8 protein-coding genes are annotated in these 16,495 nt (G+C 44.6%); all 8 read left to right on the top strand.

What is annotated here, in order from left to right:
• The coding region (locus HPS53_RS10665) for a hypothetical protein (protein WP_172206156.1) at positions 1-462 on the top strand (462 nt) is incomplete at its 5' end.
• A 98-nt stretch (positions 463-560) separates the two neighbouring features.
• A complete protein-coding gene (locus HPS53_RS10670; RefSeq protein WP_172206157.1) occupies positions 561-3,185 on the top strand; it encodes a UvrD-helicase domain-containing protein in 2,625 nt (874 codons plus the stop codon).
• Positions 3,186-3,437: 252 nt separating this feature from the next.
• Positions 3,438-6,116 (top strand): family 43 glycosylhydrolase, encoded by a 2,679-nt coding sequence (locus HPS53_RS12650; RefSeq protein ID WP_253942881.1) that lies wholly within the window; start codon positions 3,438-3,440, stop codon positions 6,114-6,116.
• The gene (locus tag HPS53_RS10680) at positions 6,113-8,638 is read left to right on the top strand and encodes a glycosyl hydrolase 115 family protein (RefSeq protein WP_172206158.1); all 2,526 of its coding nucleotides are present in this window, start codon (positions 6,113-6,115) and stop codon (positions 8,636-8,638) included. Before HPS53_RS12650 ends, HPS53_RS10680 begins: the two co-directional genes overlap by 4 nt.
• Positions 8,639-8,656: 18 nt before the next feature.
• Positions 8,657-11,119, top strand: coding sequence for a glycoside hydrolase N-terminal domain-containing protein (locus HPS53_RS10685; protein WP_253942882.1), 2,463 nt, complete (start codon positions 8,657-8,659; stop codon positions 11,117-11,119).
• 19 nt (positions 11,120-11,138) lie between these two features.
• Positions 11,139-13,004: an alpha/beta hydrolase-fold protein gene (locus HPS53_RS10690; protein ID WP_172206159.1), complete on the top strand. Its 1,866-nt coding sequence runs from the start codon at positions 11,139-11,141 to the stop codon at positions 13,002-13,004.
• 6 nt (positions 13,005-13,010) lie between these two features.
• Positions 13,011-14,381, top strand: a complete 1,371-nt coding sequence (locus HPS53_RS10695) for a glycoside hydrolase family 43 protein (protein ID WP_104370187.1) — start codon at positions 13,011-13,013, stop codon at positions 14,379-14,381.
• 190 nt (positions 14,382-14,571) lie between these two features.
• Positions 14,572-16,494: a glycoside hydrolase family 97 protein gene (locus tag HPS53_RS10700; RefSeq protein WP_172206161.1), complete on the top strand. Its 1,923-nt coding sequence runs from the start codon at positions 14,572-14,574 to the stop codon at positions 16,492-16,494.
• Position 16,495: the final 1 nt, after the last annotated feature.

Below are 16,495 nucleotides of genomic sequence, written 5' to 3' on the forward strand. Positions count from 1 at the left end.
GACATCAAAGATTTGATGTCTAAAATAAACAGATGTAAAATGAAAGTCGAATCCGCAGAATCTTCTATGGATATTTTTGCTCCTAATGGATATTCTTCTCAATACTCTCGTGGAGAATATGCGCGGGCAAAAAAAGAGAAAGAAGAAGCCAAATCTGATTTGGATAAATATACCAAGAAACTTTCAGAACAACTTGTTTCTCTAAAAGAAAATGTTGCAAAATATCACAAAGGTGAATTTACAGGTTGGGCGGTAAGTCATAGATTTAGGAGTCTTAATGGCGCAGGCTCAATGACCATTCCGGGAGAAATGATTTTCTTTTGCGATAAAGAGTTTACAACTTGTGGCGGTTATGAAGTTGATAAGTTTGAGAACTTTGCAAAAATCTTGAAAGCTGTAGATGAAGCAACTTCTGATGAAGATATAATAGATTATTTTAGGGAGGATAGCTTTTTACTGTAACTCTCGTCTTTTAATAGAATAGAAAGTTAGCGTGCCTTCATGGCACGTTAACCTTTTATACAATGTAAACTTTATCAACGGCAAATCTTTCTTTTAGTATGCAGGCATTGTTTATTGGGGTAATTTGTATTATAACTATTTCAATTTGTTATATAGCTATAACAAGAACACGCCTAAAAAATAAGTCCAAGGAACTTTCTGAAAAGTTAAACCACATATCTTCTTATAGCAATAAATCCAATTATGAGCAAGCAAGAGAAAGATTGTCGGCATTAAACAACGGAGCATTTATTGATATTCCGTCCGACCTTAATAGCACTTTTTCAGGGAAGATAATATCTGCAACGCAAGAAAAAGATTTTGTCAATCATTATAAGCCGCATTTTCAAGAAGCATATTCACTTGTTAAGAAACTTGAAGCCTTTAATATCACTCCATCTGAAACCATATTCAAATTTATCAGTGACTTTGGGGCTATCAATAGACTTGTAAAACAACATAATGAGGGAATCATTACATTTCTACTTGACACGCATAAAGAGTTTTTCGACCATTGCCTAAAATATCCGTTAGACAAGCAACAAAGACGCTCAATCGTTTCAGAAGAAGAAAATTGTTTAGTAGTCAGTAGTGCAGGGAGTGGAAAGACTTCATCCATCGTAGGGAAAGTAAAGTATTTGACTGAAATAAAGAAAATCAACCCTCAAAATATTCTCCTTATCAGCTACACAAACAAGGCTGCCGCTGAATTAACAGAAAGAATGGGTATTGCTGGTTTGCGAGGGTACACTTTTCACAAACTTGCCCTTGACATTATCGGACAGACAACAGGACAAAAGCCATCAATATATGAAAATACGGACGCGCTCTTCGTGAAAATCTACCATGAATTATTGAACGACAAGAAATTCAAGAAAAGCGTAATAGAATACTTCATTGATTATCAAACGCCCGAAAAGGAGTGGGAAAAGCGGAAGAATGAGCGTAGGCAACAACTTTCAGAGCAAAAAGAGGTGCGTTTGAAAGCAACGTTTCCCGATATGGATGGAAAAACTGTTTATGTACGGAGTGAACAAGAGCAGAAAATATGCTTTGCGCTATCTTCCCTTAGCGTAAAATTCAGATATGAAGAGCCATACGAGCATCCATTGGTAGACGAGATGCACTCTCAATACAAACCGGATTTTTCCATTTATTTTGAACAAGGTGGAGAAACAAAGCGAATATATTTAGAGCATTTTGGAGTGGACGAGCATGGGCTTGTTCCTATATGGTTTGCCAAAGACAGAGGCATTACCTATGAAGAAGCAAACCAAAAGTACAACGATGGCATAACATGGAAAAAAGCGGCACATGAGAAATTCGGCACTAAGCTGTTGACAACTTCAAGTGCAGACTTTCATTATTCCGATATTCGGGAGAAGTTGAAAACCTTATTGGAAAAGGCTGATGTTTCCATCCAAGAGAAAACAGATGCAGAATTATACGATATGGTTCTTCCCCCGAACAGCAAGCATGAGAAGGCTTTTATCCGCCTTGTCGTGACTTTTGTGACATTGATAAAGTCAAGTTGCAAATCTGTAGATGAAGTATTAAGGCAAACTAAAAACGCAGGGGACGAACGCAGTACGTTCATTATCAAAAACATCTTTCAGCCCGTTTATAAACGGTATATTGAAGAATTGGCGAACATCAACCAAATAGATTTTACGGATGCAATTCTGCAAGCTACCGACATTTGTCGTTCCTCCCATCCTGTGAAGTATGATTATATCATTGTGGATGAGTTTCAAGACATATCAGTTGACCGTTACAACTTCTTAAAAGTATTGCGAGAGGGAAATCCACCCGCCAAGTTGTATTGTGTGGGCGATGACTGGCAGTCCATCTATCGTTTTTCGGGGAGCGACATGGCACTTTTCAATCAGTTTTCAGATTACTTCGGCCAGACAGAAATCAATAAGATTGAAACAACATATCGGTTTGGAGAGCCTTTAGTCAGCCTGTCCTCGCAATTTATCCAACGCAACGAAGCCCAAATTAAAAAGAACATCCATCCTTTTAACCCACAAGTTAAAACAGAATTACAGTTTTGCGATTATGAAAGACGAGATTATTGCAATGTTATCGGACAATTGGTCGCGTCAATTCCATTAGACAAATCAGTCTTTTTGTTATGGAGATATTCCTTTGACGATTATTACCTGTCGTTCATGTATAAATCCGTGAAAGAGGGTAATCGCTTTTTCTATATCATCGGAGACAGGAAAATAGAGTTTCTGACCGTTCATAAATCCAAAGGACTTGAAGCAGACTATGTGATAATTCTTCAATGCAACAAGGACACATACGGGTTTCCCTCACTTGTAAGCGATGACCCTGTGCTTAATTATGTCTTGACAAAAAGCGACCAATATCCATACGGAGAAGAACGCAGGCTGTTTTATGTAGCCATTACCAGAGCTAAAGTAAAGACCTATATACTGTATGACAGACGCTTTCCTTCCGTTTTCGTAGACGAATTCTTGCATCCGGAAAAAATCACGGAAGAAAGTTATGCCAAGCATCCAAACGCCAACAAAAAGTGGACACGCAGTGCGGATAATTTTCTGCTTACCCTTTATCATGAAGGGAAAAGTATAAAATACATAGCCGAGAAAATGGGCAGAAGTCAAACCTCGATAGTAATGCGATTAGGAAAATTGGAAGGGAAACGGCAATAAAATACTGATTGCATTTCGTTTGTCGAAAATATATGTTACCTTTGCATAGAGTTGTTTGACAGCAATGTACTACACATCGCAGAATTTATGACCGTTGCCAAGTCATTACCTCACTTGTGGCAGAAAGTGCGCAAGTTGCTTATTTCTAAATTATTCCTGTCTTATAGCTGTATTTTATCGAAAAAAATGATACCTTTGTGAAAGTAAATCTATGGCATATTTTATTATTAACGTAAAACAAATCATATTTATATGAAACGGATATTGTTGTCTATTATCGCCTTTTGGTCGGTTGCGGTTCATTCGTCGTTCGGAATAGTTCAAAATCCTATGTTGTGGGCCGATGTTCCCGACCCTGATGTAATCAGAGTGGGAGATTATTATTATCTGGTGACCACGACAATGCATCTGATGCCCGGTGGGCCGATAATGCGTTCGAAAGACCTCACGAACTGGGAGACCGTAAGTTATCTGTTCGACAGACTGGAAGACTCGCCCAAGTATGACATGCGGGGCGGTACGGTATACGGTCGCGGCCAGTGGGCAACATCGCTGAAATATCATAACGGAAAGTTCTACGCCCTGTTTGCGCCCAACGATAATCCGGGTGGACAGACTTATATCCTTACAGCCGATGACGCTGCCGGTCCGTGGAAGCTCGTGTCGCGCATGAGACACTTTCATGACGCGTCGCTTTTCTTCGATGACGACGGACGTGTGTACGTGTTTTACGGTACGGGACAGATACAGGAACTGCTCCCCGACCTAAGCGACGTGAAGCCGGGAGGAGTGAGCATGACATTATTTAAGCGCGATGCGGAAGAAACCGGCCTGCTGGAAGGCTCACGGGTGATAAAGCACGACGGAAAGTACTACCTGCTGATGATATCATGGCCTAATGGCGGTAAGCGCCGTCAGGTGTGCTACCGGGCAGACAAAATCACCGGACCGTACGAGAAAAAGGTCATATTGCTTGACAACTTCGCCAGATTCCCATACGTGGGACAGGGAACAATCGTTGACGGCAAGGACGGAAGTTGGAATGCCGTAATATTCCAAGACCGTGGCGGAGTGGGGCGCGTGCTTACGGTGATGCCGTGCCGCTGGACAGACGGTTGGCCGATGCTTGGCGATGAGAACGGCAAGGTGCCCATGGCTGTGAGCGGTGAGCCGGCATCGCTGGTAGAGTCTGATGATTTCGAAGCCACGAAGTTGAAGTATTGCTGGCAGTGGAATCACAATCCGATAGATGCCGCATGGTCGCTGACGGAGCGTCCGGGATATCTGAGATTGAGAACAGACCGTGTAGTAAGCAATCTATACGAGGCTCTCAATACCGTTTCGCAAAGAATGGAAGGCCCTCGATGCTCAGGTGCCGTAACGATAGATCTGTCGCACATGCAGGACGGCGACCGATGCGGATTGGCTGCGTTCAACGGCCATTCTGGAATACTGACGGTGAGCAAGGATGGTAAGCGTAATTACCTTACAATGTCTTCCGCAGTGGTCAATTTGTCTGATAAAGACAAGAAGGTGGAAGGCGTGGATGAAGAGACATTGGAGCGTGTGGAAGTGGACGGTAATATCATTGAACTCCGCATAGATGCCGACTTCACGCTCGGTAAGGATATTGCCACATTCTACTATAAGACATCCGCAGGGGAATGGAAAGAGATCGGAAAGCCTTATAAAATGCGGTTCGACTACCGTCGTCTGTTCATGGGCACGCGTTTCGCCATATTCAATTATGCCACAAAGAAAGCCGGAGGATATGTGGATGTGGATAATTTCACATATAACCGTGAGCCTAACTTTGACTCGAAAGTTATTTCGGCAAGCCTGATGGAATGTACCGATGAAGCTCTGACAAATGTGGGAGGAAATAAATTCCCGAGAATAGACAGCGAACGCCGCGGGTGGTTCCGTCTGCATGCTCCGCAAGCAAAGAGGGTGCAGGTGGATATAGCAGGCAAGAAATACGATATGCAGCGTGATGCCTCCGGCACATGGCTTGGTGTCACGGATCCGCTTGTAGTGGGATTTCATTATTACTTTCTGATAGTAGACGGAGTGTCCGTGATAGACCCGGCAACCGATACGTTTTACGGATGTTGCCGTCAGGCCGGCGGAATAGAGGTTCCGGAAGGCAAGGAGGGCGATTATTATCGTCCGCAAGCCGGTGTGGCCAAGGGACAGGTACGTTCGGTACAGTACTGGTCGGATGCGAAGAAAGAATGGCGCAGGGCAATGGTATATACGCCCGCAGAATATGAGAAAGGAAAGAAAAAGTACCCGGTACTTTATCTGCAACACGGAATGGGAGAAGATGAGACCGGCTGGTCGAAGCAGGGAATGATGCAGAACATTATGGACAATGCCATTGCAAAAGGAGATGCAGTGCCGATGATCGTAGTAATGGAAAGCGGAGACGTGGAGCAGCCTTTCGACTTCAGGAACGGAGGCCCGAACACGCAGGAGCGCAGTAGCTACGGGGCATCGTTCTATGGAGTGATGATTAAAGACCTGATACCGTATATTGATTCCCATTTCCGCACGATCGCCGACAGGGAACACCGTGCGATGGCGGGACTGTCGTGGGGAGGTCATCAGACATTTGACATCGTGCTTTCGAATATAGACAAGTTTGCGTGGATGGGCGGATTCAGCGGCGCGATATTCGGATTGGACATCAAGAAGAATTATGAAGGTCTGTTATCTCGTCCCGATGAGTTCAATAAGAAGATACATTACCTGTTCCTTGGTTGCGGCAGCGAAGAGAATATGGGAACAGCGGCTCTTGTTAAGACATTGACCGATGCCGGTATAAAAGTAGACAGCTATACGTCGCCCGGCACACATCATGAATGGCTCACATGGCGCCGCTGTCTGAATGAGTTTATTCCCAATCTGTTTAGAAAGGCATCGAAATGAGACTAAAACTGTTTGTTTTCCTATTATTGTTGCCCGCATGTATGATAAAGGGGCGCACTTTCCATGTGGCCAATACGGTTGTCAGTCACGATAAGAATGAATCAGTATCGGTATGTAAAGCCATAGACGCTTTATGCGCCGATATAGGAAAGGTGACAGGAACGCATCCTGAAATAAAGGTCGGCAAAGCCAAAGGCGCACGTATAATTATCGGTACTTACGGAGAAAGTAAACAGATTTCCGCACTTGTGAAAAAGGGAGTGTTGAAAGAAACGGATCTTAAAGGCCATTGGGAGAGTTACGTGATAACCGTTACCAAAGATAAAAATCCATGTCTGGTGATAGCCGGAAGCGACAGGAGAGGAACCATTTACGGTATATATGAAATATCGAAACAAATAGGAGTGTCTCCGTGGTATTGGTGGGCGGACGTGCCTGTGCGCCATAATGAGAACGCGACAGTGGATTATGATTATTATATATCGGGAGAACCTTCGGTTAAATATCGCGGTGTGTTCATCAATGATGAGGACTGGGGGTTGAAGCCTTGGGCATCTCACAATTATGAAAAGGAACTGGGCGATATCGGTCCGCGCACTTATGCCAGAGTGTGTGAACTGTTGCTCAGATTGAAGGGAAACATGCTTGCTCCGGCAATGCACTCATGTACAGGAGCGTTCTATTCTCATCCGGAAAGCAAACTTGTGGCAGACTCTTTCGGAATAATCATCACTACTTCGCATTGCGAACCGCTTCTTCTCAACAACGCGGCAAAGAGCGAGTGGGACTCCAAGCGTGACGGCGAGTGGAACTACAAGACGAACAAGAACACAATAATAGGAAAATGGGAAGCAAGGCTCGGTGAAGCGGCACGTTTTGAGAATATCTATACACTTGCCATGCGTGGCGTACATGATGAGGGAATGCGCGGCAATCTGCCCATGGAGGAACGTGTACGGCTTATTCAGCAGGTAATCGGCGACCAACGGGAAATGATAGCCAGACATACGGGAAAGAGCATTGCCGATGTCCCGCAGATATTCGTGCCATATAAAGAGACAATGGATATATATGAAAACGGACTGTGTGTGCCTGATGATGTCACGCTTGTGTGGGTTGATGACAATTACGGATACATGAAACGTGTGTCTGACGAGAATGAGAAAAAGCGCGGCGGACGTGCGGGAGTGTATTATCACTTGTCGTATCTTGGCGCACCGCACGACTATCTGTGGCTCAACACGACGGCTCCGGTTCTCATGTATGAAGAATTGAAAAAGTCTTACGACTCAGGTGCGGACAGGTACTGGCTGCTTAATGTAGGCGACATAAAGCCTATGGAGATGGGAATACAGACTTTCTTCGACATGGCCTGGAATTTCTCTTCGTTCAATATCGTGAATGTGAACAATCATCAGGCGGAGATGCTTGCCGGAATATTCGGAAGTAAATATAAGGATGAGTTTCAAGCTGTCCTTGATGAGTATTACAGGCTGGCATGGATACGCAAACCGGAATATATGGGTTTTGAATATGAATGGGATGACGCCGCACATACGGGACTTCGCGATACGGATTTCTCATTCGGCAATTACCGTGACGCGCAAAGACGTTTGGCCGACTATGAGGGACTATCAAACAGGGTGGAGATGATGGCTCGTTCGCTCGGAGATGACAATTCTACCCTGAAAGAATCATTCTTTCAGTTTATACAATATCCCGTACAGGCCGCATATCAGATGAACCGTAAGTTTCTCATGGCCCAACTTAATCATGAACTATATTCCGCGGGACGGTATGCGGAAGCGAACTGGTCTGCAAGACAGACGGACATGGCATACGACAGTATACGGTCGTTGAACGGTAGATACAACGGTATGCTTGAAGGAAAATGGAACGGCATGATGAGCGTGCCTCCCGGATTTTGCGCATTATACCACAAAAAGCCGAATGTGGCTTATACGGATGGAGAAGAGGAGAAGGTGCCGGGCGACATTTTGGAATATGACAGCGAAGAAAAGGCTGGGTTGAAGGGTTGCCATGTGGTAGATTTGGCCGGTTACGACCGTAAGACAGATGAAGTGAACATAATAAAAGGCATGGGTTATGACTGGCAAGTGGTGCAACTCGGCCGGCCGGGTGCCACGCCAAAGGAAATAAAGGGACAAACCGTTCCAGCGATAGAATATATATTCCCTAAGGTGGATCGGGATTTTATAGACGTGATTGTATATACGGTTCCGTTCTGGCCTCTTCATGCCAAGCGCGGCAATGCGATAGGCATATCGGTGGATGGAGGCGAAAAGAGTATTTACGACAACCGGTTTGAGGAATATTCGCGCAGATGGAAAGATCAGGTCATGAAGAACGGAGCGGAACACCGCGTGACATTTGCTGTGGATAAGACACGTCCTTATCACACGTTATCGTTTTTTATCGGTGACTCCGGACAAATGATAGAGCGGGTAATCATTGATTGGGGAGGACCGGAACAATCTTATATAGGCCCATCGGGTAAGTAATGACGAAAAAGTAATGTAATGAAACAATTGAAAAATAAGATTTTGTTGTTGGCGCTTGGGATGACAGCATGCTTTACAGTATCAGCCCAGGAACACAGACTGTGGTATGGCAGGCCGGCAGAACATTGGCTGGAGGCATTGCCGGTGGGTAACTCTCATCTCGGAGCCATGATTTATGGCGGCACTGATACAGAGGAAATACAGCTGAACGAGGAAACATTCTGGGCGGGGTCGCCATATAATAACAACAGTATGGAAGCGAAAGGGCATCTGCGGGAAGTGAGGGACCTTATATATGAAGGTCGCGAGAAAGCCGCCCATGAACTTTTGGACAAGTATTTTGTGAAAGGCCCGCATGGAATGCGTTATCTGACATTGGGCAGTTTGAAACTAAACTTGGGACATGATAGTGTGAAAGAGTATTATCGTGATCTTAATTTGGGAAGCGCCGTGTCGACAACACGTTATAAACATGACGGAGTGAAGTATGAGAGAACGGTATTCGCGTCTCTTTCCGATAACGTGATAATAGTGAGATTGAATGCCGACAAAAAAGGAAAACTTAATTTTAAGCTGTTTCATGACTGTCCTTTAAAATCCGATGTGTCAGCAAAAGGAAATGAACTGACAGCCACAATAAACAATGCAGGACAGGAGGGAATAAGAGGAGGACTGACAGCGGAACTTCGTGTGCGTGTGGAGAGTGACGGTAATGTAAGCGGTCATGGTGGATATATAGATATAAAGGAGGCTTCCGTGGCAACACTTTACATAACAGCCGCAACCAATTATGTCAATTACCATGATGTGACAGGAAATCCGACCTTAAAGAACGACAATGCGTTTAATGCCATAAAAGGATTGTCATACAAGCGGTTGCAGAGACGTCATGTGGATAAATACCGTGAACAATATGACCGTGTGTCTCTGACTTTGGAAAAGTCGGAGAACTCATTGCTGGAAACAGACAAGAGGCTTGCCGCTTTTGCGGATGGCAAAGACATGGATTTTGTTTCGTTAATGATGCAATACGGTCGTTATTTATTGATATCATCATCGCAAAAAGGAGGACAACCGGCAAATCTGCAAGGTGTATGGAACCACAGGATGAATGCTCAATGGGATTCCAAATATACCATCAACATCAACACGGAAATGAATTACTGGATTGCCGATGTCGGAAATATAGGAGAAACATCCGAACCGTTGTTTTCAATGATAAAAGACCTTAGTGAGACAGGGGCGGAAACAGCGCGGGACATGTATGGCTGTAACGGATGGATGGCTCATCATAATACCGATTTATGGCGTATAACGGGAGTTGTGGACGGCACGACATGGGGAATGTTCCCTACCGGTGGCGCATGGTTGTCGACGCATATATGGCAGCATTATTTGTTTACGTGCGACCGCAGTTTCCTTTCTGATAACTATGAAATAATGAAGGGGGCGGCAGATTTTCTCCTTGATTATCTTCAAGAACATCCGAAATATGGATGGCTTGTAACCGTGCCGACGGTATCTCCCGAGCATGGACCAAGGGGAAAAGGAACAACCGTGACGGCCGGTTCGACGATGGATAATCAGATAGTTTTCGATGTTTTGAACAATATGCTTTGTGCAATGGATGCTCTTGGAAAGAAAGATGAGGCTTACGCGGAAAGATTGCGTAAGGCCATAGAGCAGCTACCGCCCATGCAGATCGGAAAATACGGGCAGTTACAGGAGTGGCTGCACGATGCGGATGACCCTAAGGATGAGCATCGGCATATATCCCATTTGTATGGGTTGTATCCGTCAAACCAGATTTCCCCTTACAGTAACCCTGAATTGTTCACTGCCGCAGCCAATACCTTGAAACAGCGTGGGGATATGGCTACGGGGTGGAGTCTTGGTTGGAAGATAAATTTCTGGGCACGCATGCTTGACGGCAATCATGCTTTCCGTATAATAAAGAATATGCTTCATATTCTTCCGGATGACGGCAAGATAAAGGAATATCCTGACGGTCGTACGTATCCTAATCTTTTCGATGCTCATCCACCTTTCCAGATAGACGGTAATTTCGGCTGTGCGGCAGGTATTTGTGAAATGCTTATGCAGAGTCATGACGGTGCGGTACATTTATTGCCGGCATTGCCGGATGCGTGGAAAGACGGTGATGTAAAAGGGCTTTTGGCGCGTGGAGGTTTTGAGGTGGATATCAAATGGACAGATGGGGAATTGGATAAAGCCGTAATTCTTTCGAAGTCAGGTGGTGTGTTGCGCCTGCGTTCTTATGCGCCGTTGAAGATGAAAGGACTGTGTGAGGCAAATGGTGATTGTGCCAATCCGTTGTTGAAGAAAGCCAATATAAAGAAACCGCTCACATCCGGGGAATTAAAAGATTTCAAGACATTACCGATACGGAAAGTATACGAATATGAAATAAAAACCGAAGTCGGCAGGTCATATACGATACAGCCGGCAAACAAAAGGTAAACATAGAATAATTATGAAAATGAAAAAGGTTTTTTGGCTTTCTTCTTTAATGTTGTTTTTGACTGTTGCGACAAGTGCAGGCAGCAGAACGGAAGAACGTAAATTGCCGTGTGGATTATTGGATGGTTTTACGGAATGGGACTATTCCGTATGTTTGCCCGATAGCTATGATAAAGAGAAAGACAGGACATATCCTGTACTTTATCTGCTTCATGGCGGAGGATGCCCGCATACTCAGTGGGAAGACAACGGACATCTGTCTGCTTTGGTTGACGAACTGGTCGCAAGCGGAGAGATGGAGGAGATGATTATAGTATGTCCCGAGGCCAATAAGCATCGAATGAGTTGGGTGAATGACGAGGTATGGCCTTATGAGGATTTCTTCTTCAAGGAATTTATTCCACATATAGAGAACACATTCCGTGTACGTGCCGATAAGTATTCGCGTTATATAGGCGGTTTTTCCATGGGAGGCGGTGGAGCCGTAGTTTACGGCCTGCATCATCCCGAGATGTTCCGTGCCGTTTATGATATGACCGGTTATCTCCGTCGCCAGCCGCTTGATTTCCTTAAGAGCGATCCTTTGGGTGAGTGGCGCCAGCAGGCTGTGGAGCGCAACAATCCTATACGTACTGTTATGGAAGGTTCGAAGAATGATATTGACAGGTGGAAAACCGTAAGTTGGTTTATAGATTGCGGTGAGAGTGATTTTACTTTTGATGCCAACAAGGATTTTGTGTCGGCATTAAAAGAAAAGGGTATTGTGTGTGATTGGAAAACAGGTGATGGGAATCATAATTGGGATTATTGGCAAAAAGCATTACGCCGTGCGCTAAAGGTAGTAGGTGGAGTTCCGATATCTGCCGCATGGAATGTGCGAAGGGCTGAATATCCGTGTGTAACAAAAGACCACAGAGTGGTATTCCGCATGAAAGCGCCAGATGCCAGGCATTTGGTTGTCGACCTTGGCCGTCGTTATGAAATGTCAAAATCGGCAGATGGATATTGGACTTGTATAACCGACCCGCAAAGCGAAGGCTTTCATTATTATTTTCTTATCGCGGACGGTTTGCGTGTCGCCGATCCCAATAGCGAGACATTTTTCGGATGCAGCCAGATGGCAAGCGGTATAGAAATACCGTATTCGGAAGATATTGATAAGTTTGAGATGAAAGATGTCCCTCATGGCGATGTGCATAGAATACGTTATTATTCGGATGTAGAGAGAGCATGGAGACGGATGTATGTATATACCCCTGCCGGTTATGAAGAAAATGATAATCGTTATCCGGTTTTGTATTTGCAGCACGGTGGAGGTGAAGACGAGCGTGGATGGAGTCATCAAGGACTTTGTGATATAATCTTGGACAATCTTATTGCCGAAAAGAAAGCGGTGCCGATGATTATAGTCATGGCAGATGGCAATACGAAAGATTTTGCGGCAGAACTTTTACAATGTGTACGTCCGGTAGCGGAAAAGAGATTTCGCATTAAGGCAGGACGTGAAAATCGCGCTTTGGCCGGTTTGTCTATGGGTGGAATACAAACATTGTCTACAGTTGTCAGTCATCCCGATGATTTTGCTTATGTAGGCGTATTCAGTTCGGGGTGGTTTCGTACTTCCCAGTCTTTCATGGCTAATTCGTCCGGTGAGCCATATTATAAGATTTTGGCGGAACGGCCGGATTATTACAACAAACAGTTCAGGCAGTTATGGTTCTCAATGGGTGGAAAGGAAGATATAGCTTATGAGAATTGTAAAGCCATGCTTGGGCGTATGGACGGAATCGGCATACGTTATACTTATTACGAATATCCCGGAGGCCACACATGGCCTGTGTGGCGTGAGAGTTTATGGAAATTTGCGCAATTATTATTTAAATAACACGATATGAAAAAATCTATATTGATAACAGCTTTGGCGATGACCGCAACTATTGCGGGTGCTCAGAACCCCATTGTTCAGACACGTTATACTGCCGACCCGGCTCCAATGGTGGCAGGTGACAGATTGTATCTTTATACCAGTCATGACGAAGCCGGGGCTGATTTCTTCTGGATGTATGATTGGAGATTGTATTCAACCGAAGACATGGTGAACTGGACAGATCACGGAGTGCCTCTGGGACTTGGTACATTCAGTTGGGCTGATGATAGGGCGTGGGCTGCGCAGTGTATAGAACGTGATGGTAAGTATTATTGGTATATATGTGCCCATTCGAAGATTACCAACGGTATGGCAATCGGAGTTGCGGTGGGGGACACTCCGACCGGGCCGTTTAAGGATGCCATAGGCAAACCGCTTGTTGATAATGGCAGTTGGGACAATATAGACCCGACTGTGATGATAGACGATGACGGACAGGCTTGGCTGTTCTGGGGCAATCCCAATATATATTACATACGTCTTAACCGTGATATGATTTCATACAGCGGGGAAGTGGAAAAGATAGAACAGACGGAAGAAGGTTTCGGTGCTCCGGGTATGAAACAGAGGAAGAAGGACGTAAAGTATAAAGATTGTTATACGGAGGGGCCTTGGTTGCTTAAACGCAATAAGCTCTATTACTTGCTTTATGCTGCCGGTGGAGTACCCGAGCATATAGCTTACTCCACGGCAAAGAAACCTACCGGCCCGTGGAAATATCGTGGTGAGATCATGCCTTTGTGCAAGACCGGTTCTTTTACTAACCATTGCGGTGTGGCAGATTTCAAAGGACATAATTATTTCTTCTACCATACCGGAAAATTACCCGGTGGCGGAGGATTCGGACGTAGTACGGCTGTAGAAGAGTTTAAGTACAATTCCGATGGTACATTCCCTGTAATCATGCCTACTGACGAAGGTGTTAAACCGATAGGTGTTTTAAATCCGTTTATAAAGACAGAGGCTGAGACCATAGCTTTTTCAAAAGGAGTGGAAACAGAGAACAACGATCGTACGGGTGTATATGTGTCAAACATAAATAACGGTGACTGGACGAAAGTGCGTGAGGTGGATTTTAATAAAAGGGAATATAACAAGTTTATTGTTTGTGCAGCCTCTGCCTTGAAGGGTGGTACTATTGAAGTTCATGCAGATAGTATAGGCGGAACCTTGATAGCGGAAACAGCCATTCCTCGTACCGGTGGTTGGGAAGAATGGAAAATCTTTGAGGCACCGGTGAAAAATAAGATTAGCGGAAAGCATGATATTTATTTCGTTTACAAGGGATATAAGGGCTGCAAGCTGTTTAATTTCGATTGGTGGAAATTTGAATAAGTATAATAATGACGTGGTTTTGGGAAATAATGAGGCTATTGCCATAGCCTGCACTGTTGAGTGTATAAAACAATTTGTTTATGGCAGTGGACACATGTCAAATGTCAATCGACTATTGTGAACATGTTTTAGCCGGTCATGGCTTTATTCTGAGTTCGTGGAACTAACGTTATAATAAATGAAGTAATATATGAAAAAACTGTTTTTGATATCTTTGTTGGTATATGTTCCTATGTTTTTGTTTGGGGCGGAATATGTTGTAAACAGTCCTGACGGACGGATTGCGGTTACTGTTTCCGATGAGAACGGCACTCCTCAGTATGAGGTTAAATACGATGGCAAGACTTTTATCGGTAAATCCTTTTTGGGCTTGATTACCGATATCGGTGATTTCAGCCGTGAGCTGGTGTTGAACGGTTCGGAAAGAAAAACAATAAACGAAAGTTACGGCTTGCGAAACATAAAGCAAAGCAATATAAATTATTCGGCCAATGAAATGATTTGCCGGTTTGATAAAGCCGGCAAACAGGTAATGTCCGTTATATTCCGTGTCAGTGACCGTGACGTGGCATTCCGTTATACGCTCAATGCGCCGAAAGGAAAATTCAGTTGTGTGATAAAGGAGGAAAAAACATCCTTTGATATGCCGGAAGGCACGACAACATTCTTGTGTCCTCAATCAAAGCCAATGACCGGATTTGCCGGAACGGCTCCGAGCTATGAGACAAGGTATGCCTGTGATGAGGCGACCGGAAAGAATGGTTGGGGATTTGGATATACTTTCCCATGCCTTTTCCGTAATGGCGATAACGGATGGACACTGATATCCGAGACTGGTACGGACGGCGACTATTGCGGATGCAGATTGCTTGGCGGACCGAATGGTAATTACAGAATAGGCTTCCCGATGGCCGAAGAAAACAACGGTTGGGGAGATACATCCGTACAGATGGCTTTGCCGGGTGAGACGCCATGGAGAACGATAACAGTGGGTGCGACATTGGCAAATGTGGCGGAGACTACTGTTGCGTGGGATTTGGTAAAACCGAAATATTCTACGGAATATAAATATGAGTACGGTAAAGGTACTTGGTCGTGGATTATAGGCATGGATTCCAGTTGTAATTTTGACGAACAGCGTCGTTATATCGATTTTGCTGCCGCTATGGGATACCGTTCTGTTCTTATAGATGCTCTTTGGGATGTTCAGATTGGTTATGGGCGAATAGAAGAACTGGCCAAATATGGAAAGCAAAAAGGAGTGGGACTGTATCTTTGGTATAACTCTAACGGTGCATGGAATCATGCTCCGCAATCTCCGCGTGGCATAATGAATGATCCTATTAAACGTAAGGAGGAGATGCGGTGGATGAAAAAGACCGGTATACTTGGAATAAAGGTTGACTTTTTCGGTGGAGACAAGCAATCGACAATGCAACTTTACGAACAGATACTTACGGATGCCAATGACAATGATCTGCTCGTAATATTCCATGGATGTACGTTGCCTCGAGGATGGGAACGCATGTACCCCAATTATGCGGCAAGTGAGGCTGTTCTCGCAAGTGAGAACCTTCATTTCTCGCAAGGGTTCTGCGATGTAGAGGCCCATTGTGGAACGATACATCCGTTTATCCGAAACACAGTAGGTTCGATGGATTTCGGAGGCTCTACGCTCAATAAGTTTTATAATGCCAATAATAAAACTGGCAGCCGTCGTGTGACTACGGATGTATACGCTCTTGCCACGGCCGTGCTTTTCCAAAGCGCCGTGCAGCATTTTGCCCTTGCTCCCAATAACCTCGATGACGCCCCGTCATGGGCGATAGATTTTATGAAACAGGTGCCGACAACGTGGGATGAAGTGAGATACATCGACGGCTATCCCGGGCGTTATGCCATAATGGCTCGCAGATCAGGAACCAAATGGTATATAGCGGGAATAAACGCAACGGGTGAGACAATGAAGAAGACTTTGGAGTTGCCGATGTTTGAAGGTGGTGAGACCGTAAGCCTTTATATGAACGATAAGCTCGTGACAGCAAAAATATCGAAGAAAAAGACCGTCAGCGTCAGCATACCGAATAATGGCGGGGTAGTTATTGTGAGATAGA

Origin of the sequence: Prevotella sp. PTAC (assembly GCF_013166535.1) — a bacterium.
GTDB lineage: Bacteria > Bacteroidota > Bacteroidia > Bacteroidales > Bacteroidaceae > Prevotella.